Below are 25,103 nucleotides of genomic sequence, written 5' to 3'. Positions count from 1 at the left end.
CAGCAGGTGAAAATCGGATTAAGAAGGGAAAAATGTCTGAGCGAAGCGAGTTGTTTTCCCTTCCCGATTTTCGCCTGCTGGCGCCGGGGACCCCGAAGGGGCTACGACCTAGCGGTCGCTTCTTTGGCTTACTTTTCTTGGCGAGACAAGAAAAGTGAGTAGCCGCCGGGCTACCCCCGGCACGGTCGACCGAAGAAAGAAAATCCGAAGCTACCTAAAACGGCAAGTCGGAACAAAACACGAAACAATCCCCAGCGACGCAATTGCGGATACCCCTAATCCCCGTACTCCCCGCCAACCACCCCAAACAAGATAAAATTCCCCCACATCAAGATCGCCAAAAAACGACAAAGCTCGACAAAAAACCAAAAACAACCCCCGGAGACCGCCCTCACCAGGCCCCCTCAAAAAACCAATGAAGCGAGCCTTCTACACGAACGCCTTCGTCCAGATGCTCATCGCCATCGCGGCAGGCGTCCTGCTCGGTCACGTCGATCCGCATCTGGCGGCGCAGATGAAGCCGCTGAGCGACGGCTTCGTGCGCCTGATCGGCATGCTGATCGGGGTGGTGATGTTCGCGCTGGTGGTACTCGGCATCGCCGGCATGCAGGACAAAATGCATGCCGCCAAGGTCGGAGGCAAGGCGATTGTGTATTTTGAAATCATGACCTTGGTCTCGCTCGGCTTCGGCATGCTGGCGGCCAACCTCCTGCAGCCCGGCGCCGGGTCGAACCTCGATCTGTCGCATCTGGCCGAAAACGGCACGCAGTACGCGGCGAAGCTGACCACCACCAGCGTCGCCGACTTCCTGCTCAACATCATCCCGAATACCTTCGTCGACGCCTTCACGCGCAACAGCAGCCTGCAGATCCTGCTGCTGGCCGTACTGTTCGGCGTCGCGCTGGCGCGGCAGGGCGAGCGCGGCCGCAATGTGGTCAGCTTCATCGAAGCTATCTTGCGCATCCTGTTCGGCATGATCAATTTGATTCTGAAAGTAGCGCCGCTGGCGGCATTCGGCGCCATGGCCTACACCATCGGACGCTACGGCATGGCGTCGGTGCTGCCGCTGCTGCATTTTGTCGGTGCCATCTATGCCGCCAGCATCCTGTTCGTCTGCGTGGTGATGGGCGTGATCGCGCGCGTGGCGGGGGTGAATATCTTCCGCCTGATCGTCTACATCAAGGAAGAATTGCTGCTGGTGTTTTTCACCACCTCATCGATGGCGGCGCTGCCGGGCCTGATCGACAAGATGGAGCGCATGGGATGCGCCAAGGCGGTGGTGCGGCTGGTGCTGCCGACCGGCTATACCTTCAATCTCAACGGCACCAACATTTACCTGACCATGGCGGCGATGTTCCTGGCGCAGGCGGGGGGGATTGAAATCAGCATGTGGCAGCAACTCTCGTTGCTGGCGATCGCGATGCTGACGTCCAAGGGCGCCACCAGCGTGACCGGTTCCGGCTTCATCGCGCTGGCGGCGACGCTGAGCACCCTGCAGATCATTCCCGTCGGCGCCATCGTGCTGCTGCTGGGGGTGGAGCGACTGATGAAGTGTCGTTCGCTCAGCAACGTCATCGGCAATTGCCTGGCGTGCGTGGTGGTGTGCGCATGGGACAAGGCATTGGACCGGGACCGCATGGCGCAGGTCTTGTCGGCATAAAAAAAGTCCCGGACTTGCCGGGACTGAAACCTACTACCTACTCCACTTCTTTCTTGCAAAACCCAGGCCTTACTTGCCCAGCTTGTAGAAAGCCTGATCCAGATTGGCGGATGCCTTCGCCAGCTTCTGGCGCTGCTGCTGCAACCACGCCACGTCCTTGTCCAGCTTGGCTTTTTCGACGCCCAGCATGCGCATGACTTCCGTGCGTTGCGGACCGCCCAGGCCCTTGCTCGACGCCAGCATGTTCTGCGCCGTCAGCGATTTCTTGTATTGCTCCTGCGTCAGCGGGAACTGCGTGCGTTCGAAGTCGAACTTCTTCACGGCCTCGGTGTAGATCTGCTGCACGACGTCGAACGGAATATCCGCAGGCTTCATCTTGTTGGTGCGGCCGTAGGTCACCAGGTCCGAGGCAAAGTGATGGCCCACGCGGAAAGGCACGTCGGAGTCGCGTTGCAGGATATCGGCCAGCTCGGTCGTGGTCGAGTAGTCGGCGTCCACTTCCTGCAGCGCGCGGTCCTTGTCAATCACCAGGTTGTCCAGCAGGTCGGCCAGTTTGACGAAGGCGTTGGAAGTCAGTTCCAGCGTCTTTTCGACCTGGTCGCGCTTGTAGTCCGGCATGCCGGGCGAGACGTTGTGCGCCTCCAATTGGAATGTCATGGCGCCGCCGACGATGTCGCTGGCTTGCAGGCGCAGCACGTTCAGGCCGTAGGGATTGCGCTTCTGCGGCATGATGCTGCTGGTGCCGGTGAGACGGCCTTCCTGGATCATGATCCAGGGATACGGCTGATGGTATTGCGTGTGGAAATCCTGCACCAGGATGCCGATGGTCAGCGCGGCGTTGCTGCACAGGCTGACCAGTTCCATGCCCTGGTCGAGCGCGCCGAGTTGCGCGGCGTCGTAGGAGTTTTCAATCGGGCCGTCGAAGCCGAGCAATTCCGCCAGGCGCTTGCGGTCGACCGGGAAACTGGACGTGCCCAGCGCACCGGCGCCGAGCGGACTCAGGTTCAGGCGCGCATAGGCTTCCTGCAGGCGTGTGCTGTCGCGGCCGAACGAGGAAGCGAACGCCAGCAGGTAGTGGGCGAAGGTGGTCGGCTGCGCCTGCACGCCGTTGGTATAGGCCGGCACGATGGTGTCGAGGTTCTTTTCGGCCAGTTCCAGTACTTCCGCCTTCGACTTGTTCATTGCCTCCATCAGGTCCAGCGTGCGCTCGCGCTGCATCAGGCGGCGGTTGGTCGACAGGATGTCCTGGCGGCTGCGGCCGGAATGCATGCGAGAGCCGTCGGGGCCGGCGATGGCGAGGATCAGCGGTTCGTATTGCAGGTAATCGGAAGGACGCTTGGCGCCGGGCTGGTCGCCGTTCTTGATGACCTGGTCGACGGCCGAGACGATCTTCTTGCCAAGGTCGGGCGGCACGATCTTGTTCTCGATCACCATCACGGTCGACGCCTTGTTCATCTCGCCGAGGAAGTAGAAGTAGTCGTGATAGGCCGGTTTTTTGTCGGCGGCGACGGCGCCGCCGATGGTCATCAGCGCCAGCGGAACGAGCGCGAGCTTCGCAATGCGCGCTGCGTGGCGTGGCAGCGCGGTGCGGAGGGAAGGTGATTTAGTCGGCATCATTGTTTTTACCTTGCGTACTGGTGTTGGTCGGAGTTGAAGTGGATGGCGAGGTTGATTGCGCCTCGGAGATGGCGGGCCCGGCGGAAGCGAGTTCGATGTTCATGCGGCGCGCGCTTTCATTGAACGGCGAGAACACGTTGCTGTTGCCGCTTGGACGATTCCAGGCGTTGGCGGTCTGATCGGTTTGCAGCGCGGCGGTGGCCGGTGCGGTCGCCGCATTGGTCAACAGGTTGCTGATGCCGGCGCCGAAATTCTTGATCACCACGCCCGCGCCGGTCGCGGCGAAGGTAGTGGCGTCGCCGGCCTGGCCCAGCGCCGCGCCGTTCGGCGCACTGGCAGTGACGAACAGGATGCCGTCGACCACCTGCAGCGTATTGGTGCCGCCGTTGAAACGCAGGCCATAGCTGCCGTTGCCGGTGGCGTTGACGATCATGTTGCCGCTGCCGCCGGTGCTCACCGTGTTGAAGCCGTTGGTGCTGCTGCCGACGAAGGCGATGCCTTCGCCCGCTCCGTTGCCGGTGCCGGTCAGTGCTATATCGCCGCTGTTCGATTGGATCTTCACGCCCGCCGCGGCGCCGGAACTCGGGCTGTGGATGGTGATGCCCGCCGTGCCGGATGCGCTGCTGCTGGTGCCGGTCAGCGCCAGCTTGCCGGTGTTGGTCGAGATGACCGCGCTGCTGGCGTTGGTCGAGGGAAAGATCGTGATGCCGCCGGCGTTGACGGACGTCCCGGTCAGGCTGACCGAGCCGCTGCCGGTGGCGCGGATGACGTTGGTGCCGGTCAGCACGCTGATGCCGTCGCCGTACACGCTGCTGCCGGTGATGCTCAGCGTACCGTTCTCCACGCTCACCAGCGCGTTGCCGCTGCTGTAGAGACTGACGCCGTCGCCCTGGTCGGCGGCATTGCCGATCAGCGTGACGTTGCCGGAGCCGGTGGTCTGGATCTTGTTGGTCACGCCGAGGATTGCGATACCGTGATCCAGTTCAGGCACATTGGGCGAATGGAAGTTGCCGTTGAGCGTGATGTTGCCGCCCTGCGAAGAAATGTTGTTGACCGACGCCGTACCGCTGCCGCCCAGTGCAATCGCATCCGAGGTGCCGACCGAATCGCCGCGCAGCGTGATGTCGCCGCTGACGGTGGTGACGTTCACGCCGGTGGCGCTGTTGGTCGAATTGAACAAGATGCCGTAGCCGCCGAAGCTGTTGGTGCTGTTGCCGTTGATGGCGATGTTGCCGCTGGTGGCGCCGATGTTGACGACGGCATTCAGCGCCGACGGTGCGATGTCGACGCCGCGGCCGGAGGCGCTGGTGCCGTTGAGACTGATGTTGCCCGTCGTCGTCTTGATGTTGACCGCGGCATACTGGCCGCCGACGTCCAGCGACAAGGCCTTGAACGAACCGCTCGACGTGTTGATCACGCTGTTGTTGCCGGTCAGCGTGATGTTGCCGGCGGAGCTGGTGACATTGACTTGCGCGCCGACGGCCGAGCTGGTGCCGTTGCCGGAAGCGATCAGCGCCAGTGCCGGCGTGGTGCCGCCGGAAGTGTTGCCGGTGATGTTGATGTCGCCTGCGGTGGCAATGCTGATCTGCGAGCTGGCGCCGGTGGAGTTGAGCACGGTGCCGTAGCTGCCGGTGCTGCTGCCGTTGACGTTGATGGCCCCGCCCGCGCTTGAGTTCAGGACAACGGAACCGGTGCCGCTGGCGGCCAGATACACGCCGCGGCTCGAGCCGGCGAAGCCGCCGCTGTTGGCCTTGACCGTCAGGTTGCCGCTGCCGACGGTAATCGTCTGCGACGAGGTGGCGGCGGTCGAGCAGACCAGCACGCCGAAGCCGGACGTCGCATTGCCGCTGACGGTAACGTTGCCTGAACCGGTTGCGGCGATGGTGTTGTTGGTGCTGAAGATGCGCGTGCCGTTGCCCCCGCCCAGCGTGGTGCCGTCAATGCTGATCGAGCCGCTGCCGTTGGTGACGATGCGGCTGCCGCCGGTCACCACGAATGCGTCGGTAGCGACGGAAGTGTTGGCTTGATTGGCGACCATGTTGATGTTGCCGCCGCCGGCATCGAGGGTCGATCCGGAAATGTTGACCGTGTTGCTGCTCGAAGTGATGTTGCCGCCATTGGTCGAGATGGTGCTGTTGGTCAGCGTGATCGAACCGTTGCCGGTATTGCCGAAGTTGGCGACCAGAGAGACGTTCAGCGACTTGCCGGTGGCGTTGCTGATCGTGTGGTTGGTCATGACGATGCTGCGATGCGCCTGCAAGGTCAGCGACGAATTGCCGACCGCCTTGACGTCGTCGAGCACGTTGATGTCGCCGCTGGAACCGCCGGATGCATTGGTGGTGACCAGGATATTGGCCCCTTCCGACAGCGAGGCGTTAAGCGTCGCCGAACTGAGGCTGGAGTTGGCGGCGGTGCTGGAAGTAAACGGGCTGGTCGAGGTCGCGCCACTGGCGTTGGCAGCGGTGGTGATGTTGATGTTGAACGGATCGACAAGCCAGCTGCCGCCGATGCCGGACGCCGCGCCAAGATGAACCAGTCCATTGACTTCGAGATCATGGCCTGAGGTTTCCACCGTGCCGCCGCGGCCTGTCGCACCACCACCCTGCGCGCTGATGTCGCCGTAGAAGCGCGTGCTGCCGGTCGACCACAGCACCACCGAGCCGCCGTTGCCGCTGTGGATGGCGTCGGCCTTGATGGCGGCGTCGCTGCCCATGTAGACCGCTTCGGCCTGGTGCTCCGTACCGCTGCCCTGATAGTTGCCGCCGACCAGCACGGTGCCGCCGCCGGCGTCGCCGGAGGCATCGATGCGCGTGCCGTCGAACAGGCCGACGTATTGGCCCAGTACCTTCGCCGTGCCGCCGGTTTCCCCGGCGTTGACGCCGGAGACATTGAGCGTGCCGCTGTTGGCGACGATGCCGGAATCACCGCCATCGAGCAGGATGCTGCCGTTGCGATTCCGCAGGCTGGTCGCTTCGATTACGCCGCTGTTGTTGACGACGTTCGACAGCATCGCATCGGTGGCGCGCGCGGTCATGACGACGGTGCCGCCGTTGGCTTGCAGCACGCCCTGGTTGACGACGTTGGCGTTGAGCGTGGCGTTGCTGACTTCGACGTTGATCAGGCCGTCGCCGTTGAAGTCGAGCGACATCTTTTCTCCGGCGGCCAGCACCACGCTGCCGAGACGGGCCGCGATGTTGCCTTCATTGTGCACCTGCGCGCCGAGCAGGGCGACATAGCCGCCGTCTGCTGCCGTGATGTTGCCCTGGTTGACGACCGATCCGCTTGCGCCTTCGAGTTCAAAGACGTTTTTCCCGGCCATGAAGTTGGCGTCGGAGATATTCAGCGTGCTGGCCACCAGGCCGCCGACGTTGACCGACGAGCCGGCGCCGAACAGGATGCCGGATGGATTGATCAGATAGACCTGGCCGTTGGCGTTGAGTTGCCCGAGGATTTGCGAGGCGTCGCCCGATGTCACCCGGTTGAGCGCGACCGACGAGGAAGTCGGCTGCACGAAGTTGACGGTCGCGCTGCTGCCGATGTTGAAGGTATTCCAGGTGGCCGCCATGCGGTCGCTGCCTTGCGTGACCGTCATGGTGTTGCCGCTCTGGCTGATGCTGCCGCTGCCGGCGGTGATCTGGCCGTTGGTCGGCAAGGCGCCGGCATCCAGCGCATGCGCCGGCGGCACCGTCAGGCCGCACCAGGCGGTGAGGACCGCAACGCAGGCCGGCTTGAGCGCCGGGTGGATTTTTTTGCCGTGAGGACGCGTACGGGTACAAGTATAAGTACGAGGGGAATTGATCATGGCACGCCTCAGAATGTGTAGTTGACGCCGACGCCGAGGGCGCGGATGGTGGTGCCGACTCCCGGCGACAGACCGGTGGCGCCGAGCACGCCGGAGACGGCGAAGTTGTAGTTGGCCAGCGCCTGGTTGCGCAAGACCACGTACTGGCCGAAGAAGCGCGTCTGTTTGCTCCACTTGTACGAGAAGCCGACCGCCTGCGAGGTGGCGCCCATGCCGTCGGTCGAACACTTGGTGTCGCCGGAGGTGCTGCCGCCGATCATGCTGCAGTCGCCGGCCAGCGCCTTGGCTGCGCTGGCGCGCAATTCCAGCGCGCCGATCTGATGCGAGATGCCGAGCATGTAGGCGCGACGGCGATAGTTGGACAGATCGCTGGAGGTGGTGCTGGTATTGACCACGCCCGATTCCGAATACGACAGGTCGTCGGCGATCAGCGAAATCTTGGTCTTGCCGAAATCGTAGGCGACGCCGTAGCGGAAGCTGAAGTCGCTCGACGACGTGCCCGCCGTCACGTGGGTGCTGCTGCCGACGCCGCGCGCGTCGCGGCCCAGGCTGGCGATGCCGAAATAGTTGATGTGCTGTTCCGCCGCGAACACGGCCGAGAAGCCGCCATGCTCGTACGACAGGCTGCCGCCGTAGATATAGCCGGTGGCGACGTCCGAAGCCGCCTTCATGCCGTTGTTGGAATATGCCAGCTTGAGCTGGAAGCCGTACAGCTTCGGCGACCAGTAGCCGATCAGGCCGTCCTGGCGGCGGTTGAAGGCGGCATCGTCGTTGTTGGAATTGATGGCGTCGCCGACCGGGCCGGAGTTCTTGGTGATGCTGGTGACGAAGCCGGGCGAGCCGATGATGTTGTAATGCGCGGCGCTGGTGAGGCCCTGGAAGGGATCGAAGGAAGTCGTGCTTTCCTTCATCGGCGTATCCCAGCGGCCGTACATCAGCGTGCCGGCCGACGGATGGGCGAAGGCGATGCCGGTGTTGCGCAGGTCTTGCGCGTGCGTCCAGTCCGGCACGGCTTCGGCGCTGCGGTTGGTGTAATTGAGCGACAGGCCGACTTCCAGCTGCCACAGGAATTTCCATTGATCGTACAACTGGATGCCGCTGTGGGCGCCGATGTAGGAGACGTTGTCGCGCACGCGCCAGAAGCCCGGCATGTTGCGTCCGTTGGGCGTGGCCAGCTTGCTCTGGTCGGCGGCAGCGGCCGGCGTGGCGCCGTCGCGGTGCACGAATTCCGGCACCAGGCCGAGCGAGCCGTAGAGGACGAAGGCGGTTTCCGGTTCTTCGAAGTCTTCGCCCTTGCCGGTGGTGTCGGAACCGAAGCTGGAAAAAGCCTGCGGCGAGCCCGATACCGAGACCCACAGGCGGCGCGCGTTGCGTTGCTCGGTGGTCGGGTTGACGCCCGGCGAATAAGCGGCGTTGGCGTTGAAGACCAGGTCCTTGTGATACACGTTGAGGCCGACGCCGTAGCCGGAGCGCGACTGCGAATTCTGCGTCGTGTCCCACGGCGTCTTGTTGACGGTGACGCGGCCGGCATCGGCGAACAGTGCGCCTTCGACCACTGCGCCGCCATCGCTGTTGCCAAACCTGCCGATCAGCTTGCGCAGCTCCACGCGGCCAAGCACGCCTTCATCGCCGGCGGCTTCGCCGACCGGATAGGCGCGCACGCCGTTGGGGCCGCCCAGGCTCATCTTTTCGGAAGCGTCGAGATTCTTGTTGGCGTATTGCGCATTGACCGCCGTCAGCAGCGAGTAGCCGCCGCCGAGTTGTTGCAGGCGACTGTAGGAGAGATTGACCTTTTCGTAGTTGCCGGCAGCCTTGGATGTGATGGCGTCGAGTGCCGCGTCGTTGGGCGTTTCCTTGTCGAGCTGGCCGCGGCCGTAGCGCAGGCTCCAGCTGTTGTTGCCTTGCGCGCCGAGCAGGTTGTCGCGCCAGTCGCCGTACAGCGTGGCGCTCCAGAAGCGCGCCGACTTGTTCACCGCGGTGGCCGAGGTGATGTCCTGGAAGTGGCGGAACTCGGCCGCCAGCGACAGGTTGACGTTGGCCTTGCGGCTGCGGTACAGCGAGTCGTTGATGAAGAAGCTCGACACCTTGGCCGAGCCGCTGGCCTGGGCATCCTTGAGGTTCTTGCCGACGTTGTATTCCAGTTCGGCGACGCTGGCGCCGATGGACACGCCGCTGCTGCCGAGCGGCAGCACAAAACTCAATCCGGCGATGCGCAGGCCTTCAAACGAATTCTGCGTATTGATGCCGAAGCTCTCGCCCAGGCCCAGGGCGTCGTTCAGGTTGAGGTTGGCCGACAGGCGGTTGGCGCCGGTGTAGTAATTGCCGTAGTTGTCGATAGCGACGCGCGAGGTGATCGCGGTCGTCTCGCTGATCTTGAGCACGATGTCGGTGGCGCCGGCGACCGAAGCCGGACGCAGCAGGGCGCGCACCGACACGCCGGAAATATCGGACAGGCGCAGCAGCGTGCCTTCCAGTTCGCTCTCGCGGATCACGGTGCCGGGTTTGAGTTCATCGAGGAAGCGCTGGATGATGCTCTTGTCGAGACGCACGTTGTTGTCGGTGTCGGCGATGACCTGGCCGATGACGCCTTCGCGCACGGCGATGGCGACCTTGCCGTCGCGGATTTCCTGCGCCGGCAGGTAAGCGCGCGCCACCAGGTAGCCGCGCGCGCGATAGAGATTGGTGATGCGCGACGCCGCCTTGCGCAGGCCGTTGAAGTCGAGCTCTTGCCCGATGAATTCTTTCAGTTCAACTTGCAAGGTGGCGTCGTCGACGGAGGCGTTGCCGCTCAGGGTAAAGCTGTCGACCTTGACGCTGACGGCAGCCTGCTGCGCTGCGACGGCACCGGCGGCACCGGCGTCATCGCTGTCCTGCGTTTCTTTTTCGATTTGCACGCGTTGGCGGGGTTGGGCCTGGTCCTGTTGCTGCAGGCGCTCGCGATCGGTCGGCGTCAGCTGCTGGCGATTGGCGTCAAAGATGCTGCCGGAACTCGGCGGCGTTTGCGCGTAGACCGCCACCGGCGCGGCGGCCAGCATGGTCAGCACCTGCATCGCCAGTACTTGCCGGCGATGCGCGGCAAAACGTGGTTGGTTCATTTCCCTGTCTCCTGATGATTCTGTTTTTACGCGGCGCACGTCAGTGTGTTGTTGCGGCGCCGTCGCTGTTTTGCTTATTTCTGATTTGCTTACTTCGCCGGAAAGATTTTTTCCGCAGCGATATCCGATCCGAACAAACCGCCGGCTTCATGGCCTGCACCAGGCACTTCAAAGTCGGGGTGGTGCACCGGCGTCTGCCATTTTTTTGCGAGGAATTGTTCGTAGCGCACGTAGTTGTCGTGGCGCTCGACGCGGTTCGAGCCTTGCAGGCGCGCGCCGCAGGCCTTGTCGAGGAAGCGGTGATTCGGATTGTTGTCCTTGCTGCCGACCATGTAGGTGACGTCGCGCGCGGCGTAGCGTTTGAACAGGGCTTCGCCGCTCACTTGCCCATCCTTGCCCTGGCCGTAAGGCAGCATTTCGCCGAGGCCGTAGCGATAGTTGTCGTAGCCGGGACAGGTGATGCCGCCGACCGGCGCGAAGCCGTTATCGACATTGCCGGTCGGACGGTTGTTGTCCAGGTACAGGTAAGACGACGGGCTGGAAATGACGTAGCGCACCTTGATGCCGGCTTGCTTCAGTTTTTCGTCGGTGTTGTTGAGCACGGCGTAGCGTTGCATCAGCTGCGCGCCGGCCGAGTGGCCGATGAAGACGATTTCCTTCAATGCCGGAAAGCGTCCCGAGGTCAGGAAAGCGGCGATGTCGTCGAACACGCGGAACGCGCTGATGCCGGTTTTTCCGTGGGTCGAATCCTGGCCCTGCATCCAGTTGTCGCCGCGCCACAGCGCCATCTTGCCGTCCGACAAGCTGTCGCCTTCGGTCATGAAGTTGGGCGTCAGCAACAGGTTTTGCGCCGGGAGCAGTTTGGCTTTGTTCAGGAATTCCAGGCCGGTTTCAAAGTAGCGGTCGCCGTCGCGCTTGACGCCATGTTCGAGGACGATGGCGCGCACGATGGCATTGTTGGCGGTATTGGTTTCGCTCAGCGAGCTGTTGGCGTAGATGGCGAAAGCGTATTGCTGCGCACCAGGCGCGAGCGTGACGATTTGCGGCGGCGGAATGTCTTCGGCGGATTTTTTGGCGTAGCTCGCCGGCGGCAGCAGCAGGGCGGCTGCCAGCAACGAGGTACTTGTGATTTTGAGAGCGGCGGTCATGGCCATCTTGGCTTCCCTTGCATCGGCAAACGATTCGGATCGACAGAGAGGCAAGGTCTTTCGACAGGCAGAAAGCCGGAGCGGCGTGCTTGTGCGCAGCATCAGTATCAATAAAGCGCCAAGTAGTGTGCTGTTGCGGTCTCCTGCTCATGCAGCCGGATCATCGGCATCCCTCCCTGAGCATTGTTGTTCTTATGGGGAGCGATTATAGGAGCCGTATTTTGCTATGTAAAATATCTCGATTTATATATCTCAATACTTTAAAAGTATTGTCATGTCATACCGTCATGCCGAGGCGTCGGCGGCTTGTCGCGCTGCGCGGCGGTATTGGCCGGGACCGATGTGGAAGTGGCGTTTGAAGACGCGATTGAACGATGCTTCCGACTGGTAGCCGACCGCTTCGGCGACGTCGGCCACGCTGCGCTGGCGACCGGCCAGCAGATACGCAGCTTGCGCCATGCGTGTGCGCGCGAGGACTTCTCCCGGCGTGGCGCCTGCCGTGGCGCGGAACAGCCGTGCAAAGGTGGTGCGCGACAGATGGCAGGCATCGGCCAGTTCTTCCAGCGACCAGGCGCGGCCCGGTTCGTGCAGCATGCATTGCAGAGCGCGTTGCAGGCGCGGCGACGCCAGCAACGCGAACAGCCCGGGGACCTTTTGCGCTTCCTCCTGATCCAGCCAGGCGCGCATGAGCAGCGCAAACAAGGCCGACGACAATTGCGTCGTCACCGCATGGGCGCCGGGACGCGGCATTGCCGTCTCGACGCTGAGCATGTTCATCAGGGCGCCCAATCCGGCAAAGTCGGCGCGTCCCGCGGTGCGAATCAGCATCGCCGGCGGCAGGGAACGCAGCAAGGCTGTTGCGGTTGCGGCATCGAAATGGAATTTCCCGCACAGAATATCGGTGCGCGCGCGGACGCCGCTGTCGACGTTGGCGGTTTCCATGCGCATGAGGAAATCTTCCTCGCGCGGCGGGGCGTCTTGCGGCAATGCCGCCTTGCCGCGTCCTTCGGCGTGCAGGGTATGTGCAGAGCCGTGCGGAAAAAACACGATGTCGCCGCTCTGCAGCGGCACGCCTTGCTGTCCGTCCGCCTCCAGCAGGGCGGCGCCGTCGAGAATCATGTGATAACGGGCGACGCCCGGCTCCGCCGGTTTTTCGTCCAGTCGCCACGGCGCGCCGAAATGACAGTGGATATCCAGCACCGTGCTGACCGGATACAGCGCGAGCAGGCGGCTGAGGGCGTCGGAGGAGGTATGCATGGCGCATCCATTGAATTGGTACGATTGGTCAAATTATTGGCTTATTTTGCCATTAAAAGTTTCATCTCGCCTGCCTATACTTCTTCCATACCGCGTTTGAACGGATGCCACGCCAAGGCGGTTGCCGCGTTTCTCTTATTGAACACCATTGAAAGGATTCATCATGTCTCGTCTGTACACTCAGGATATCGCCTCCGCCACCGGCCAGGCCGCTCAACTGTTCACCGCCATCAAGGGCGCCATCGGCAAGGTGCCGAATGCCTACGCCACCATCGGCAGCAATAGCCCGGTCACGTTGGAAACCGTGCTCAACATGGATGCCGCCCTGCGCAAGAGTTCCCTCAATGGCAAACAGATCGAGGCCGTCAAACTGGCCGTCAGCGAAGTGGCCGGCTGTGACTACTGTCTCGCCGCGCACAGCTTTGCCGCAAAGCGTCTCGGCCTGAGCAGCGAAGCCGTGGCCGGCCTGCGCCGCGCCGAAAGCTCGGGCGATGCGCAACTGGATGCGCTGGCCAGCTTCGCGCACTATCTCGCAACTACCCAGGGCACCGTGCCGGTGGAAGTCGTCGATGCCGTCAAAGCCGCCGGCTACACCGATGCGCAGATCGTCGACGCCTTGCTGGCGATGGCCGCGATCAATCTGACCAATCTGTTCAACCGCGTCAACGACACGGTGGTGGATTTTCCTGCCGCCGATTGATCAGGGATAGGCAGAAATGAAAACGGCCTCCGGGATTTCCTCCGGAGGCCGTTTTTTGTCGTGCATGTAGCCGGTTACTGTTTGGGGGGCACCAGGTATTTGGATTTGGCGCAGTAGATTTTGGCGTTGGTGTTGGCGTAGGCGATGATGCTGCCGGCCTGCGACTGGCGCTGCGAATATTTGCTGTTGTCTTCGAGCGAATAGCGGATGCCGACGGTCCTGCCGATGGCGTCGGCCAGCGCTTGCGGCGTGCTGTTGACCACGGCGCCGATGAAGTCGGCCGGGCTGCTGCTGTCGTTGACCAGCACGTCGGTGATTTCCATGCCCCAGATGGTGCTGCCGGCGGCCTTGAACCAGTAGGCGCCGCCTTCGTTCTTATACGGCTTGCCGAAGGCTTCGAAAAGATAGTCGTAGAAGTATTTGCTGTTGAGCTGGTTCAGGCACAGCAGGGCGTTGCCGACTTCGATGCCGAAGGTCGCCGCCGGCGCCGCATTGGCGATGCCGGTCATACCGGTAACACTCGGCGCCAGCAGCGCGCAGGCGAGCGCGATGCGATGGATGATTTTCAAACAAACTCCCTGTTGCGCGCGGCATCTTTACAGACGCCGTCAGATGGTAAATGGTGCGATGCGCAGATTGTAGGGGGCTTTTCCTTTTTTTGCTAATGCAAGGCTGCGCCGGGCGTCCGCTGGCGTCGTTACAGCTCCTTGCCGTACTCAAGTACTGTCTGCGTCGCTGCGCCTAGCCAGCGAACGCCCGGCGCAGCCTTGCGATGCGGGATTGCTTCGGTGTAGTCATTGGTTGAATCGCGACGTCAGGCGTGCCGTCCCGACTTGAGAACGGTTTCTCCGCGTTGCGAAGATGTTAACTTGCCGCTGAGGCTGCCGAGGCCGTCGATGAAGGAGGCGATGCCGGTGCCTTTGACCATCACGCAGGGTTTGCCCATTTTCTTGCAGAGCTGTTTGACGAGGTGGTAGGCGTTGTGGCTGATGTTGCCGGAGGCGCAAACCACCATGTCGGCGCCGTTGAGCATCGGTTGCAGCCGGTGCAGGCTGTCTTCGCGGCCGCCGTCGTGATGGATGAAGCGGCCCTGGCGTTCTTCGATGGCGTGGCGGTAGTGGTTGCGCGCGCCGGTCAGACCGCCGACGCACAGCACACAGCGGTCGGCCAGGCTGAAGCCGGAGGTATTGATGACGGCGGCTGCGGTGGATGCTGCGGGGGCGTAGCTGTTCTTGTTCGTCGCGCGATGCATGGAGACCTCGGTTGTCGTCGGTGCGCCTCGGAGGAGACGTGTCCACAGACTAAACCGTTCGTCCGCGCATGCGAACGAAGATATTGGCATCTGGATATGCAAAATTCTAATAGCGGGACTTTTTTACCGCCCGTACGAAGTCGGCAAGACGGCGGCCGCTCTGGTCGGGATAGCTGCCGGCATCGGCCATCCGGCTGACGCGATCGAGGCGGAACGAGCGGAAGTCGCTGCGGGTTTCGCACCACGCTGCAATCGACCAGCCGCCGCCCCAGAAGTACAAGGCCAGCGGCCAGATCACGCGCTGCGTCGCCTGGCCGCGCGCGTCGACGTAATCGAGCTGCAGCTTGCAGCGCCTGCCGATGGCCTGGCGGATTTCTTCCAGCCGCTCGCCATGTGCGGCTTCGATATGAAAGCTCGGGGCAAACAGGGCGGTGTTCTCGACGAAGTCGCGCTTGTCCCTGGGCAGCGCCAGCACGATCTTGGCCAGCGAGGCAGCAGCCGAAGCGGCCAGTTGCGGGCCGCCCCAGGCTTGCACCATGCGCATGCCGATCACCAGCGCGTCGATTTCATCGGGAGAGAACATGAGCGGCGGCAAATCGAAGGCCGATTTGTTGATGCGGTAGCCGACGCCTGCTTCGCCCTCCACCGGCACGCCCGACAGCGACAGGTCGCGCACGTCGCGGTACACCGTGCGTTCCGACACCGACAGCCATTCGGCCAGCTGGCGCGCCGTGGTGAGACGGCGCCCGCGCAGGTATTGGGTAATCTGAAACAGGCGGTCGGCTCGGCGCATGGGTTCTGCCAGAAGGGGAAAGGCTGCCATTCTGGCATGACTTGCAGGTGCTGCCCACCATCATTAAGCGACGACGGGCTGCCGCTTATTGCATGGCGTGCAGCGCGACGCGATTACCTTCGGTGTCGATGAAGTGGGCAATGTAGCCGAGCTGTTTGGGCAACTCGAACTTGTCCAGCACGACCTTGCCGCCGGCCGGCGCGATGCGGTCGATGGCTTTCTGGATCGATGGGCCGGCGTCGAGGTAGACCAGCACGCCGTCGGTGCTTGCCTTGAACGCCTGGGTTTCGGTCAGGCAGCCGCAGGATTCGCCGGCGGCGTCGTTGAAGATCGCCATCGGCGCGGAGTCGAAATCGGTTTCGATGCGCAGCTTGGCGTTGAAGACGGCTTCGTAGAATTTGCTGGCGCGGGACAGGTTGATGACGGGGATTTCGAACCAGTTGATTTGGGTAGTCATGATGTTTTCCTTGCTTGTCTCGGTTGGTATGCCGGTTGGCATGGAAGACATCATGAGCTAGTGCTCCTGACACCATTGTGTCAGGAGGTTTCAGGAGGCAGGAGGAAATCAGGCGATGATGCCGGCTTCGCGCGCCTCCTCCTCGTCGGCGCGCTCGGCATAGCGGCGCGCCAGCACGGCGCACAGCATCAGCTGCATCTGATGGAACACCATGATGGGCAGCAGCACGATGCCGACGCCGCTGCTGCTGAACAACACGGACGCCATCGGGATGCCGGAGGCCAGCGACTTCTTCGAGCCGCAGAACACCAGCACGATCTCGTCTTCGCGCGAGAAGCCCAGCGCGCGGCCGCCGAAGGTGGTCAGCATCAGCACGCCGCCCAGCAGGATCGCATTGACCAGCACCAGCAGCGCCAGTTGTTGCGGCGGGAACAAATGCCACACGCCTTGCACGACCGCCGCGCTGAACGCCGCATACACCGTCAGCAGGATGCCGCCGCGATCGACCACGGCCAGCAGGCCCTTGTTGCGCAAGACCCAGTCGCCGATCCACGGGCGCAGCACGTTGCCGAGCACGAAGGGCAGCAGCAGTTGCAACAGGATGCCGGTGACTTGTTCGATGCCGCCGCCGTCATGATGGCGGTGCAGCAGCAAGGTCACCAGGACGGGCGTGATGACGATGCCCAGCAGGTTCGACGCGGTGGCGCCGCAGATCGCCGCCGGCACGTTGCCGCGCGCGATCGAGGTGAAGGCGATCGACGACTGCACCGTCGACGACAGGGTGCAGACGAACAGCACGCCCAGCCACAACTCCGGCGTCAGCAAGCCCGGAAACAGCGCTTGCAAGGCCAGCCCCAGCAGCGGGAACAACACGAAAGTGCAGCACAGCGTCAGCAGGTGCAAGCGCGGCTGTTTGAAGCCGGACAGCGCCGCTTCGCGCGACAGGCGCGCGCCGTGCAGGAAGAACAGCAGCGCGATGGCGGTATTGCTGGCCAGGTGCATGATGTTTTCGAAGGCACCGGTTGCCGGCAGCAGGGTGGCGAGCAGGACCGTGCCGAGCAGCAGCAGGGTGAAGGTGTCGGGAAGATAACGTTTCATGACGGCAAAAAAGAATGGCAAAAGACGGCGGGCAGATGTCACCGGGACGGCAACGACGGCCCTTTGCCACATGATAGGAAAACCGGCTATGATCGGGAACCCCTTTGATCGCGTTGACTGCTATCGGATATGCCGATTGCCGGCATGCAGGAGTTCCCATGTTCAACCCCGTCTGGCTGAAAACCTTCAGCACCGTCGCCGCTTCCAGCAGTTTTACAGAAGCCGGACGCCGACTCGGCCTTACGCAATCGAGCGTGAGCGACCATATCCGTCGGCTGGAAGACAGCACCGGACGCCGTCTGTTCGTGCGTGACACGCACTCGCTGGCGCTGACCGCGGACGGCGAGAGCCTGCTGATCCATGCGCGCCTGATCCTGGAAGCCCATGCCCGCGCCGAGGCGCAGTTCAACGCACCGCGGCTGCGCGGCCGGGTACGTTTCGGGACGTCGGACGATCTGGCGATGGGGCCTTTGCCCGACATGCTGGCGTTGTTCCGCAACAAGCATCCCGAAGTCGAGCTCGAAATCACCATCGGCCTGACCGGCGAGCTGTATCAGCGACTCGACAACGGCGACCTCGATCTCATCGTCGGCAAGCGTCGTCCCGGCGAGCAGCGCGGCCAGGCGATGTTCCGCACGCCGCTGGTCTGGCTGGCGCGACCGGAGACGACGGTGGACCTCACTCAGCCGCTGCCGCTGATCCTGCTGCCCGAGCCGAGCGTGACGCGCGCGGCCATCCTCAACACGCTGGGGGCGTCAGGACATCATTGGCGCATCGTCTGCACCAGCGGCAGTCACGCCGGTTGCATGGCGGCGGCACGCGGCGGACTGGGCCTGACGATCTTGCCGCAGCCCCTCGCCAGCCGCGAGCTGACCTTGCCGCTCAACCACGCCAGCCTACCGGTGTTTCCCGATGTCGAATATGTCGCGTTGACGGCCAGGCGACTGAGCCGTCCGGCCGACACGCTGTTCCAGATCCTCATGGCTAGCGAATTGCACAAGTAAGCTCTGCGATAAGATTGCGCCAAGCGATCCAGAAAAAACAGGGAGACCACGATGACAGGGAAAAGCATGCAAGCGGCGGACGCACAATTCGCGGCGCGCGTCGAAGAGAGTTTTGCGCGCCAGCGCGCCTTGCAGACCATCGGCGCGCGGCTGCAGACGGTTGCGCCGGGACTGGTGGAGATACGTCTGGACTTTCGTCCGGAGCTCGGTCAGCAAAACGGTTTCCTGCATGCAGGCATGAGCGCCACGATTGCCGACACGGCGGGCGGTTATGCGGCGATGAGCTTGTTCGGCGCGGGCGAAGACGTACTGACGACGGAGTTCAAGCTCAACTTGCTGGCGCCCGCACAAGGCGAATACTTCATCGCGCGCGGCAGGGTCATCAAGGGCGGACGGACGCTGAGCATCTGCCAGATCGAGGTCGCGGCGTTTCGCGACGGCGCCGAATCCCTGTGCGCCTACGGCGTCATGACGGCCATGCGCATGCTGCCGCCGAAGCAATAGCAGCTATGCCGGCAATGGCGCGTCGATGACCAGTTCAGGCCGGTTCAGTGCGCGGATGCGGCGGTCGACGAAATAGCCGCCTGCTTCGGTGTAGCGCAGATAGCAGCGGCCGCAGACCTCGCAGGCCGCGACGTTGCAGCGGTTATAGGGGAAATGGAGCGGCGCGACCGGAGCGTCGGCCGATTCGTAGCGCGTGCCGCCGGGATGGTATTCGGCAAAGCCGGGTTCGTCGTAGGGATCGGCGTACAGCGTGCCGATGTCCTTCAACTGCGATTCGGGGAAGGACAGCGGCGTGCTGGTCCAGGCGGCCAGCGCCGGTTCGGTGCAGGAACAGGTCGTCGTCACGGCGGCGCTGCGTTGCGCCAGTGCGCGCAGGCGTTCGCCGTCGAGCAGGGGTAAATCCGCCATTGACGCGCTTATTTCCCGCCGAAGGAAATTTTCCCGCCTTGCAGTTGCGCGGTGCCGCCGCCGAGGTCGCTGAGGACCTGCCAGACCTGGCGGGCGATGCGCATTTCCACGCCTTCATAGACCGTCTTGACGGCGACGATGCGCGCGGATTCCGCAGCGACCAGGTCTTCCTTCATTTCAGCCTGTTCGGCGATCAGGTCTTTGACTTCCTGCGCCAGCATCTTGCGCTTCTGTTCGGTTTCTTCGCCGACGCCGTTTTTGGCTTTTTCGGGATTCTGCTTGTAGTGGGCGAGCTGCTTGATGGTACGGTCGAGCTCGTCGAGCTTCTTTTGGAATTCCTGTTCCTTGGCGCGCAGCTTTTCTTCCAGATACGGGTCGAGACCGACCTGAATCTTGGTGGTGGCGGCGCTCGGCGAGCCGAATGCAACGGCCTTGACCATCATCGTGGCCTGCGCCCGCCCGCCGATGATCTGGCCCAGCTTCGGATTGGTCTTGCCGACCAGGATTTCGTTGCCGGCCATCATTTCGCACTGGCGCGCGTTGCCGGCGATCATGATGTCCTGGCGCGCTTCGATCAGCGCGCTTTCGGCGAACAGCGCCTGCACCGAGCCTTCGGCCTTGATGCGCGCGGCGATCGAGGCGGAGACGCCCGGTTGGGTTTCGGAATGGCCGATGATGCCGCCCTTGACGAAGACGTTGCCGCCGGCAATGATCTCGGCCGCTTCCACGGTGCCGTTGACGAACACGTCGCCGGAGACATGCAGGCGCATGCCGGTCTTGACGTCGCCCTTGATCTTGACGGTGCCCGAAAACGTGACGTTGCCGGTGCTCAGATCGACGTCTTCGATCTCGACGATGGGGTTGATCTTGACGCCGTTGGTGATCAGCGACGGCTGGCCGGCAATGGCGGCGACCAGCAAGTCGGGATTGTCTTCCTTGACTTCGGTGCCGATGCAATCCTTGTTGAAGTCGATTTCCGTGACTGGTTTGGCCAGGACGGGCTGGCCCTTGATGTTGACGCCATTGACGCCGGCCACGGTCGGGATGCGGCGCATCAGCGGATCGCCGACGTTGATGAGCAGCAGGTGGCCGAGATCGGCGTAGCTGACGACGGCGTCTTCATCGACTTCCGAGAGTTCTTCTTCCTTTTCTTCCAACAGGCTTTCGAAGCGCGCCTGCTGGCCTTCAATCGGTTCGTCGCCTTTGGCGATCAGCAATTGCGAACACTGGCCGGCGCTTAGCGCGCCGCGCAGCTTTTCATGCATGATGCCGTGCGTGATGCCGCGTGCGCGAATTTCGTTGACCACTTCAACGGCGCGCGCGCGACCGCCTTGCGGCGGCACCAGCGTCAGGTAAGCACCCATCAGGTCTTCGGAAATCTCGATCAGGAATTCGCCGTCGCGACGCTCGCCGATCTTCTGCGAGAACGCTTCCTTGGCCGTGGCGGCCTTGGCGGCAAAATCGCCCAGCATGGCTTCGTCAATATAGAGCTTGGTAAAGCCGCCGTCAGTGAGCGCTTGTTTCAGAATCACGAGATTGGGGACTTGCACACCCTCAACCGGGGTGAACGCCGCTGCCAGTTCTCCGCTGACTCTGTCGAAGTTGAACGACAGCGATTGCGGGCTTGTTTGTTCCATGATATGTCTCGGAAGTCCTTATCCTTAGCTAATCGGCAAGAATTCCGGTTCCTTTATATGTAATTTTGTTGTGTGGCAAGATCATCCTGTAAATCGTCGTTAAGTACAAGGTTTGTTTAGATTGTAATTATCAAAATGTCAATATGCTGATTATAGAAAAAAACGATTCTGCGGCTACAGAACAACGCTATCAGGCCGGGCGCAAAAGTACGCTGGTCAGCATTGTCGTCAACCTGGTGCTGACCACGCTGCAGATCGTCGTGGGTCTGTTGTCCGGATCGCAGGCGCTGGTGGCCGACGGCGTGCACTCCTTGTCCGACCTGGTGGCGGATTTCGTCGTCTTGTTTGCGGCGCGGCAAAGCCGGAGCCCGGCCGACGCCGACCATCAATACGGCCATCAGCGCTTTGAAACCGCGGCGTCGCTGGCGCTCGGCGGCACCTTGCTGGCGGTCGGCATCGGCATGCTGGTGTCGGCGTTCTTCAAACTGCAAGCGCTCAATGCGCAGACCGTGCATCTGGCGGCGTTCTGGGTGGCGTTGGCGACGCTGGTGAGCAAGGAGTTGCTGTTTCGCTACATGTTGCGCATCGCCGAGCAGGCACGCTCCAGCATGCTGGTCGCCAATGCCTGGCACGCGCGCTCGGATGCCGTCTCGTCACTGGTGGTGGCGTTGGGGATCGCCGGCAACCTGCTCGGTTTTCCTCTGTTCGACCCGATTGCGGCGCTGATCGTCGGCCTGATGATCGTGCGCACCGGCGCCGTGTTTTTCTGGCGCGCGCTCAACGACCTGATGGACAAGGCCGTGTCGGAAGACGAAGCGCTGGCAATCCGCGCGACCTTGCTGGCGACGCCCGGCGTCTTCGGCGTGCACGACCTGCGCACGCGCAAGATGGGCGACATGACCCTCGTCGACGTGCATCTCGAACTCGACGGCGACCAGACCGTCACCGAAGGGCATGCCATCGCCACGTTGGCGCGTAGCCGGGTGATGGAACAACACCATGTGCTCGATGTCATGACGCACGTCGATCCGGTGCAGCAGGAGCATGGCGAGGGTGCCCGCTGATTTTTCATGCCCTGCATCTGAACTGCCTTGCGAACTGACAAGGAGGCCGGGGAATTCAGTCCGGGGGGCGCGTCACCGGCGAGCGCTCAGCCGCGCAACGCCGCTTCGATTGCCGCGACGTCGATCTTCTTCATTCCCATCATGGCTTCGAACGCGCGCTTGGCCGCAGCCCGATCAGGATCGGCAATGGCTGCCGTCAGGACGCGCGGCGTGATCTGCCACGACAGTCCCCATTTGTCCTTGCACCAGCCGCAGGCGCTTTCTTCGCCGCCGTTGCCGACAATCGCGTTCCACAAACGGTCCGTCTCGGCCTGGTCGTCGGTGGCGACCTGGAACGAGAATGCCTCGTTGTGCCTGAACGCCGGACCGCCGTTCAGGCCCAGGCAGGGAATCCCCATCACCGTGAATTCCACCGTCAGGACGTTGCCTTCCTTGCCCGCGGGATAGTCGCCGGGGGCACGATGGACGGCGCCCACTGCGCTGTCCGGGAAGGTCGCGGCGTAGAACTTCGCGGCATCCAGTGCGGCGCCGTCGTACCAGAGGCAAATCGTGTTTTTGCTGATCATCTTGGTTCTCCTGAATTGAGACGGACAATAGTGGCGCCGGGTCGCGCCAGCCGTCTGGCTTCGATATGGATTTCTGAAAATAGTGCCGGGAAATTCCAGGGGCGTTTCCATCGGATGATGACTCTTTTGCCTGGACGAATTTGCCGGGAGCAATGCTCCAGGCTGCGCTTGCACAGCCGGAAGTTTACCGCGGCTAGAATCATGCTTTGCGACGAAAAGAGATCTCTACATGAATGTCGACTGGCACGGCGGATTGATTGCGCGTACGACGGTCGATATCAATTCAGGTATCGCTTCCGTGTGTTCGGGTGGCGATAATCGGGGGCATCTGATCCTGGCGGCATGTCGGCTCCGGTTTTTGTTTTAAAGATCGCCATAGCCTGGGTCAAACCGGTCGCATCTTGCCGCAGCGATTCGGTAGCGGCCGCTGCTTCTTCCACCAGCGCTGCGTTGCGCTGGGTAATTTCATCGAGTTGGCCAATCACCTGGCTGACTTGTTCGATGCCGGAAGTCTGGTCGGTGCTGGCCAAGGCGATTTCGGAAATAACGGCAGTCACGCGTTGTACGGAGGTCACCACTTCATGCATGGTTTCGCCCGTTCTCGACGCCAATGCCGTACCGGCCGATACTTGTGCAACGGAATTTTCGATCAGGGATTTGATTTCTCTTGCGGCCGAGCCGGAGCGTTGCGCCAGATTGCGTACTTCGCTTGCAACCACCGCAAAGCCGCGTCCCTGTTCGCCGGCACGCGCCGCTTCCACGGCGGCATTGAGCGCCAGGATATTGGTCTGGAAAGCGATGCCGTCAATGACGCCGATAATGTCGACGATTTTTGCCGAAAAATTATCGATGGCATTCATCGTTTGCACCATCTCGGCAACCATCGCCCCACCCTGTTCGGCAACGCCGGAGGCCGTGCATGCAAGCGCCCTTGCTTGTTCGGCATTGCCTGAGTTCTTGCGCACGGTGGACGTGATTTCCAGCATGGAAGCGCGGGTCTGCTCCAGCGATGCCGCCTGTTCTTCGGTACGCCCGGATAGATCGAAATTGCCCTTGGCCAGCTCGGTCGTCGACTGGGAAATACGATCGGTTCTGCCGAGTACTTCGTCAACGATGTGCACCAGGCTTGCATTCATTTCGGATAATGCTTGCAGCATCTTGCCGGTTTCATCGCGTGAGGACGCCATGAACCGGCTGGTCAAATCGCCTTGAGATACCGCAGTGGCAATTGCAACGGCCTTGCGCAAGGGGCGGGTGACGGCGCGGGACATGAAAATCGACAAAGCGAATCCCGCCGGTAAACTGCAACATAGCAGAATTGCAATGCCAATTTGGGCACTTCGATAAGCGTCGTCGGCATGTTTGCCGGCATCGCTGCCGCCTTTGCTGCTGATGGCCAGCAGATCGTCAATCTCGCTGTTCAATTTGCTATTGAGATCACTGCCCGTGGTACGAATGAGCGCTTTGGCTTCTTCCGTGCGACCCTGGTTGGAAAGGTCGAGAATCTTGGCATGCAGCGCCAGGTAGGATTTCAGGGTTGCCGCATAGGCGGCGTAGATACTGCGTTCATTGTCGTCGGCAAGAAACGTCTGAAACCGTTGTTCCAGCGTGGTTCTTCTTTGTGAAATCACTTGCATGTTTTTTTCAAAATTGGCCGCTTCGTCATTGCGCGTCGACAGCAAATGCTGAAACTCTTCAATGCGAAAGCGCGCCAGATCCGATCGAATCTCCAGCAACAGACGGGTGGCCGGCGTCCAGCGCGAATTGAGATCGGCCGAGACTTGATAGACACGCGTGATCTGCAGCAGCGACAAGGCTCCCAGGATCGCCGTCAACAACAGCACGCACAAAAACGACAGCATCAGTTTGGCGGAAAGCTTCAAGTTACGGAAGTAAGTCATGTGCATCGTCTCAGGCAAGGGGGCGTCGTCGTCGGGGGCGTCGGAAAAACGCGCTAGAAGGAAAGCTGCACCTTCATTTGATTGCTGCGGTCGCCGGCAACCTCAAATGCTTCGACCGCCTGATCGAATGGAAAAGTGGCGGAAATGAGTGGCGTAACATCGACCAGGCGACGATTCATCAATTCCACCGCGGTGCCGAATTCCTCATGGAAGCGGAACGCGCCACGCCATTCCAATTCCTTGGAGACCAGCAGATTGGCCGGGAAATTGATGTCGCCGCCGAGGCCGATCTGTACCACGACGGCAGCGGGACGCAGCGTTTCCAGGGCCGAGCGCAGTGCCCGTTCGGTGCCGCTGACTTCGAACAAGACGTCGAAGCTGCCCTTGTTGGCGGTATACGATTGCAGTACTTCGGCATCCTTGCTCATGTCGATCACCCGGTCGGCGCCGACCAGTGCGGCTGCCTGCAATGCCTTGGGGGCAATGTCGGTGGCGACGATTTCGAGCGCGCCGGCGTGGCGTGCGGCGATGATGGTGAGCGCGCCGATCGGCCCGCAACCCGTCACGAGTACGCGTTTTCCGACCAGCGGTCCGGCCCGGCGTACCGCATGCAAGGCCACTGACAAAGGCTCGGCCATGGCGGCTTCGCCATCGCTGACGTGATCCGCGACGGCAAAGGCCTGATGGCGTTCGATGACGATTTCCTGGCGGAAGGCGCCTTGAATGTGCGGCATCCGCATGGCGCTGCCGTAGAAGCGCATGTCGAGACAATGATTGTGACGGCCTTGCTGGCAATACCGGCACTGTCCGCATGGATGACTGGGGCTGACGGCAATCCTGGTGCCGACAGGCATGTCCGCGACGGCGCTTCCCACTGCGTGCACGACGCCGGAGACTTCATGTCCCAGCACCATCGGCTCCTTGATCCGTATGGCGCCGAAACCGCCATGATGGTAGTAGTGCAGATCCGATCCGCAGATACCGCCGGCCTTGATGTGGATGGCTAACTGTCCGGGGCCGGGTGCGGCTGCAGGAAGATCCTCGATCCGCAAATCATGGGGGGCGTGAACGACGATGGCGCGCATATTTTTTCTCCTTGAATTTATGAATTTTCGGTTGCCTTGACCATGTCCTCGATCA

At 62.1% G+C, this 25,103-nt stretch carries 20 protein-coding genes; 5 read left to right on the top strand and 15 right to left on the bottom strand.

The window, feature by feature from the left end; all coding sequences use genetic code 11:
* Positions 1-415 precede the first annotated feature (415 nt).
* The gene (gene dctA, locus PMI16_RS20175) at positions 416-1,660 is read left to right on the top strand and encodes a C4-dicarboxylate transporter DctA (protein ID WP_007883002.1); all 1,245 of its coding nucleotides are present in this window, start codon (positions 416-418) and stop codon (positions 1,658-1,660) included.
* Positions 1,661-1,729: 69 nt separating this feature from the next.
* Here dctA and PMI16_RS20170 read toward each other — a convergent pair whose 3' ends face one another.
* The 5 genes from PMI16_RS20170 to PMI16_RS20150 all read right to left on the bottom strand — a co-directional run bounded on the left by PMI16_RS20170 (position 1,730) and on the right by PMI16_RS20150 (position 12,579).
* The gene (locus PMI16_RS20170) at positions 1,730-3,277 is read right to left on the bottom strand and encodes an argininosuccinate lyase (RefSeq protein WP_007883001.1); all 1,548 of its coding nucleotides are present in this window, start codon (positions 3,275-3,277) and stop codon (positions 1,730-1,732) included.
* Entirely contained in the window at positions 3,264-7,079 is a 3,816-nt protein-coding gene (locus tag PMI16_RS20165) for a beta strand repeat-containing protein (protein ID WP_007882999.1), read from the bottom strand. The genes PMI16_RS20170 and PMI16_RS20165 overlap by 14 nt, the downstream gene beginning before the upstream one ends.
* A gap of 8 nt (positions 7,080-7,087) precedes the next feature.
* Positions 7,088-10,174 carry a ShlB/FhaC/HecB family hemolysin secretion/activation protein gene (locus PMI16_RS20160; protein ID WP_007882997.1) on the bottom strand — a complete coding sequence of 1,029 codons (3,087 nt, stop codon included), beginning with the start codon at positions 10,172-10,174 and terminating at the stop codon, positions 7,088-7,090.
* Positions 10,175-10,263: 89 nt separating this feature from the next.
* Positions 10,264-11,322, bottom strand: a complete 1,059-nt coding sequence (locus PMI16_RS20155) for a hypothetical protein (protein WP_202801654.1) — start codon at positions 11,320-11,322, stop codon at positions 10,264-10,266.
* Positions 11,323-11,607: 285 nt separating this feature from the next.
* A complete protein-coding gene (locus PMI16_RS20150) occupies positions 11,608-12,579 on the bottom strand; it encodes an AraC family transcriptional regulator (RefSeq protein ID WP_007882995.1) in 972 nt (323 codons plus the stop codon).
* 163 nt (positions 12,580-12,742) lie between these two features.
* Between PMI16_RS20150 and PMI16_RS20145 the strand changes: the two genes are divergently transcribed.
* On the top strand, positions 12,743-13,279 hold the full coding sequence (locus PMI16_RS20145) for a carboxymuconolactone decarboxylase family protein (protein ID WP_007882988.1): 537 nt from the start codon (positions 12,743-12,745) through the stop codon (positions 13,277-13,279).
* Between the two features lie 74 nt (positions 13,280-13,353).
* Here the strand turns inward: PMI16_RS20145 and PMI16_RS20140 are convergent, their stop codons facing one another.
* The 5 genes from PMI16_RS20140 to PMI16_RS20120 all read right to left on the bottom strand — a co-directional run bounded on the left by PMI16_RS20140 (position 13,354) and on the right by PMI16_RS20120 (position 16,879).
* Positions 13,354-13,848: a hypothetical protein gene (locus PMI16_RS20140; RefSeq protein WP_007882984.1), complete on the bottom strand. Its 495-nt coding sequence runs from the start codon at positions 13,846-13,848 to the stop codon at positions 13,354-13,356.
* Between the two features lie 245 nt (positions 13,849-14,093).
* A complete protein-coding gene (locus PMI16_RS20135) occupies positions 14,094-14,531 on the bottom strand; it encodes a DUF2325 domain-containing protein (protein WP_007882983.1) in 438 nt (145 codons plus the stop codon).
* Between the two features lie 106 nt (positions 14,532-14,637).
* On the bottom strand, positions 14,638-15,324 hold the full coding sequence (locus PMI16_RS20130; RefSeq protein WP_007882982.1) for a helix-turn-helix transcriptional regulator: 687 nt from the start codon (positions 15,322-15,324) through the stop codon (positions 14,638-14,640).
* A gap of 85 nt (positions 15,325-15,409) precedes the next feature.
* Positions 15,410-15,781 (bottom strand): VOC family protein, encoded by a 372-nt coding sequence (locus PMI16_RS20125; protein ID WP_034381461.1) that lies wholly within the window; start codon positions 15,779-15,781, stop codon positions 15,410-15,412.
* Positions 15,782-15,889: 108 nt separating this feature from the next.
* Entirely contained in the window at positions 15,890-16,879 is a 990-nt protein-coding gene (locus PMI16_RS20120) for a bile acid:sodium symporter family protein (protein WP_007882980.1), read from the bottom strand.
* A gap of 158 nt (positions 16,880-17,037) precedes the next feature.
* Between PMI16_RS20120 and PMI16_RS20115 the strand changes: the two genes are divergently transcribed.
* Positions 17,038-17,883 (top strand): LysR family transcriptional regulator, encoded by an 846-nt coding sequence (locus tag PMI16_RS20115; RefSeq protein ID WP_007882977.1) that lies wholly within the window; start codon positions 17,038-17,040, stop codon positions 17,881-17,883.
* 51 nt (positions 17,884-17,934) lie between these two features.
* Entirely contained in the window at positions 17,935-18,387 is a 453-nt protein-coding gene (locus PMI16_RS20110; protein ID WP_007882975.1) for a PaaI family thioesterase, read from the top strand.
* A 3-nt stretch (positions 18,388-18,390) separates the two neighbouring features.
* Here the strand turns inward: PMI16_RS20110 and PMI16_RS20105 are convergent, their stop codons facing one another.
* Complete coding sequence (locus PMI16_RS20105; protein ID WP_007882974.1) at positions 18,391-18,795, bottom strand: hypothetical protein; 405 nt, start codon at positions 18,793-18,795, stop codon at positions 18,391-18,393.
* An 8-nt stretch (positions 18,796-18,803) separates the two neighbouring features.
* Positions 18,804-20,432: a DUF342 domain-containing protein gene (locus tag PMI16_RS20100; protein ID WP_007882972.1), complete on the bottom strand. Its 1,629-nt coding sequence runs from the start codon at positions 20,430-20,432 to the stop codon at positions 18,804-18,806.
* 143 nt (positions 20,433-20,575) lie between these two features.
* Between PMI16_RS20100 and PMI16_RS20095 the strand changes: the two genes are divergently transcribed.
* Positions 20,576-21,496 carry a cation diffusion facilitator family transporter gene (locus PMI16_RS20095; RefSeq protein ID WP_007882969.1) on the top strand — a complete coding sequence of 307 codons (921 nt, stop codon included), beginning with the start codon at positions 20,576-20,578 and terminating at the stop codon, positions 21,494-21,496.
* A gap of 86 nt (positions 21,497-21,582) precedes the next feature.
* Here the strand turns inward: PMI16_RS20095 and PMI16_RS20090 are convergent, their stop codons facing one another.
* The 3 genes from PMI16_RS20090 to PMI16_RS20080 all read right to left on the bottom strand — a co-directional run bounded on the left by PMI16_RS20090 (position 21,583) and on the right by PMI16_RS20080 (position 25,048).
* A complete protein-coding gene (locus tag PMI16_RS20090) occupies positions 21,583-22,062 on the bottom strand; it encodes a VOC family protein (RefSeq protein ID WP_007882967.1) in 480 nt (159 codons plus the stop codon).
* 278 nt (positions 22,063-22,340) lie between these two features.
* Positions 22,341-23,963: a methyl-accepting chemotaxis protein gene (locus tag PMI16_RS20085; protein WP_007882965.1), complete on the bottom strand. Its 1,623-nt coding sequence runs from the start codon at positions 23,961-23,963 to the stop codon at positions 22,341-22,343.
* A gap of 53 nt (positions 23,964-24,016) precedes the next feature.
* Positions 24,017-25,048, bottom strand: coding sequence for an L-idonate 5-dehydrogenase (locus tag PMI16_RS20080; protein WP_007882963.1), 1,032 nt, complete (start codon positions 25,046-25,048; stop codon positions 24,017-24,019).
* Positions 25,049-25,103 lie beyond the last annotated feature (55 nt).

The organism is Herbaspirillum sp. CF444, assembly GCF_000282135.1.
Taxonomy (GTDB): Bacteria; Pseudomonadota; Gammaproteobacteria; order Burkholderiales; family Burkholderiaceae_D; genus Herbaspirillum.
This window is presented reverse-complemented; position numbering and strand designations above follow the sequence as displayed.

What these genes read in the sequence shown, in the direction of transcription:
- dctA (WP_007883002.1), top strand. Translation starts at nt 416, where the DNA reads ATGAAGCGAGCCTTCTACACGAACGCCTTCGTCCAGATGCTCATCGCC.
- PMI16_RS20170 (WP_007883001.1), bottom strand. Translation starts at nt 3,277, where the DNA reads ATGATGCCGACTAAATCACCTTCCCTCCGCACCGCGCTGCCACGCCAC.
- PMI16_RS20165 (WP_007882999.1), bottom strand. Translation starts at nt 7,079, where the DNA reads ATGATCAATTCCCCTCGTACTTATACTTGTACCCGTACGCGTCCTCAC.
- PMI16_RS20160 (WP_007882997.1), bottom strand. Translation starts at nt 10,174, where the DNA reads ATGAACCAACCACGTTTTGCCGCGCATCGCCGGCAAGTACTGGCGATG.
- PMI16_RS20155 (WP_202801654.1), bottom strand. Translation starts at nt 11,322, where the DNA reads ATGACCGCCGCTCTCAAAATCACAAGTACCTCGTTGCTGGCAGCCGCC.
- PMI16_RS20150 (WP_007882995.1), bottom strand. Translation starts at nt 12,579, where the DNA reads ATGCATACCTCCTCCGACGCCCTCAGCCGCCTGCTCGCGCTGTATCCG.
- PMI16_RS20145 (WP_007882988.1), top strand. Translation starts at nt 12,743, where the DNA reads ATGTCTCGTCTGTACACTCAGGATATCGCCTCCGCCACCGGCCAGGCC.
- PMI16_RS20135 (WP_007882983.1), bottom strand. Translation starts at nt 14,531, where the DNA reads ATGCATCGCGCGACGAACAAGAACAGCTACGCCCCCGCAGCATCCACC.
- PMI16_RS20130 (WP_007882982.1), bottom strand. Translation starts at nt 15,324, where the DNA reads ATGCGCCGAGCCGACCGCCTGTTTCAGATTACCCAATACCTGCGCGGG.
- PMI16_RS20125 (WP_034381461.1), bottom strand. Translation starts at nt 15,781, where the DNA reads ATGACTACCCAAATCAACTGGTTCGAAATCCCCGTCATCAACCTGTCC.
- PMI16_RS20120 (WP_007882980.1), bottom strand. Translation starts at nt 16,879, where the DNA reads ATGAAACGTTATCTTCCCGACACCTTCACCCTGCTGCTGCTCGGCACG.
- PMI16_RS20115 (WP_007882977.1), top strand. Translation starts at nt 17,038, where the DNA reads ATGTTCAACCCCGTCTGGCTGAAAACCTTCAGCACCGTCGCCGCTTCC.
- PMI16_RS20110 (WP_007882975.1), top strand. Translation starts at nt 17,935, where the DNA reads ATGACAGGGAAAAGCATGCAAGCGGCGGACGCACAATTCGCGGCGCGC.
- PMI16_RS20105 (WP_007882974.1), bottom strand. Translation starts at nt 18,795, where the DNA reads ATGGCGGATTTACCCCTGCTCGACGGCGAACGCCTGCGCGCACTGGCG.
- PMI16_RS20100 (WP_007882972.1), bottom strand. Translation starts at nt 20,432, where the DNA reads ATGGAACAAACAAGCCCGCAATCGCTGTCGTTCAACTTCGACAGAGTC.
- PMI16_RS20095 (WP_007882969.1), top strand. Translation starts at nt 20,576, where the DNA reads ATGCTGATTATAGAAAAAAACGATTCTGCGGCTACAGAACAACGCTAT.
- PMI16_RS20090 (WP_007882967.1), bottom strand. Translation starts at nt 22,062, where the DNA reads ATGATCAGCAAAAACACGATTTGCCTCTGGTACGACGGCGCCGCACTG.
- PMI16_RS20085 (WP_007882965.1), bottom strand. Translation starts at nt 23,963, where the DNA reads ATGACTTACTTCCGTAACTTGAAGCTTTCCGCCAAACTGATGCTGTCG.
- PMI16_RS20080 (WP_007882963.1), bottom strand. Translation starts at nt 25,048, where the DNA reads ATGCGCGCCATCGTCGTTCACGCCCCCCATGATTTGCGGATCGAGGAT.